The sequence below is a fragment of the Pseudomonas serbica genome, assembly GCF_028823535.1.
GTDB lineage: Bacteria > Pseudomonadota > Gammaproteobacteria > Pseudomonadales > Pseudomonadaceae > Aquipseudomonas > Aquipseudomonas serbica.
Map to the genome: position 1 here is coordinate 1 of NZ_JAQIYM010000089.1, position 1,242 is coordinate 1,242.

Annotated in this window: 2 protein-coding genes; both read left to right on the plus strand. The window is 53.5% G+C overall.

Translation table 11 applies throughout. From position 1 onward, the window contains the following. Positions 1–65 precede the first annotated feature (65 nt). The gene (locus NQL71_RS30045) at positions 66–371 is read left to right on the plus strand and encodes a transposase (protein WP_240635653.1); all 306 of its coding nucleotides are present in this window, start codon (positions 66–68) and stop codon (positions 369–371) included. After that, positions 368–1,204, plus strand: coding sequence for an IS3 family transposase (locus NQL71_RS30050; protein WP_240635652.1), 837 nt, complete (start codon positions 368–370; stop codon positions 1,202–1,204). The genes NQL71_RS30045 and NQL71_RS30050 overlap by 4 nt, the downstream gene beginning before the upstream one ends. Positions 1,205–1,242 lie beyond the last annotated feature (38 nt).

Sequence of the window (1,242 nt, forward strand, 5' to 3'; positions counted from 1 at the left end):
TGAACTGGCCTAATTATTCCGGACACCTCTTAAGGGCGATATGATTTCGCCAACTTGGAGGTTCCATGAACGAAAGAAAGGTCTACACCCGCGAGTTCAAGCTTCAGGCTGCCAGCATGGTGCTTGATGATAACTGTCCGGTTCCAGATGTTTGTGCATCGCTGGATATTGGGCCCACCGCTTTACGGCGCTGGGTCGATCAGGTTCGCAAGGAACGCGAGGGACAGCCAGTCAAAGGCACCAAGGCGATTACCGAGGATCAGCGCCAGATCCAGGAGTTAAAAGCCAAGATCAAGCGCATGGAGATGGAAGCCGAGATCTTAAAAAAGGCTACCGCTCTCTTGATGTCGGATCCCGATCGTTTTCGATGATTGCGGAGCTTAGAGAGTCATTCCCGACCGCCTTGCTGTGTCGTGTTTTCGATGTGAAGCGCAGCAGCTTTTATGAGTGGCTTCAGCGGCTCGCCAAGCCGCAGGTCAGACGCGAGGAGCTCAAGCTGAAAGTGGTTGAGCTTCACAGCGAAAGCCGTGAAGCCATGGGCTCCAGGATGATCAGCAAGGGCCTGAATTCGCAAAACATAGCGGTCGGAAGGAGTCTTGTCAGAGCGCTGATGAGGGAGGCAAACATTGTCAGTAAACAACGCCAGCCGCATCCATTCAGGTCCAAGGGGGTTGAAGCATTTGTTGCGCCTAATCGACTCAAACGCAACTTCAAACCGACTGCTGTTGATCAGGTCTGGTGTGGCGACGTTACCAGTTTGATGGTGGGCAAGCGCTGGGTTCACCTAGCCATCGTAATTGACCTGTTTGCTCGTCGAGTCATTGGCTGGGCATTCTCTCTAGTCAATGACGCCAACTTGGTCAGCAAGGCGCTACGCATGGCGACAGAGGTACGAACCTGCCCGCCGGGGCTGATGTTCCACTCGGATCAGGGCTGTCAGTACACCAGCCGCAAGTTTCAAGAAGAACTGGCCCGCCACGGCATTTTGCAAAGCATGAGTCATCGCGGACAGTGCTGGGACAACGCTCCAACAGAGCGTTTTTTCGGCACACTGAAATCAGAATGGGTTCCCCGCAGCGGCTACAGCATGGTCGAGGAAGCAAAAACCGACATGGTGCGCTTCTTCATGTACTACAACCGCACCAGGCTCCACAGCTACAACAACTACCTGTCGCCAATAGCTATGGAGCAAAAAGCGGCATAAACACCGTAATCGGTGTCCGGGATTACTTGACCAGTTCA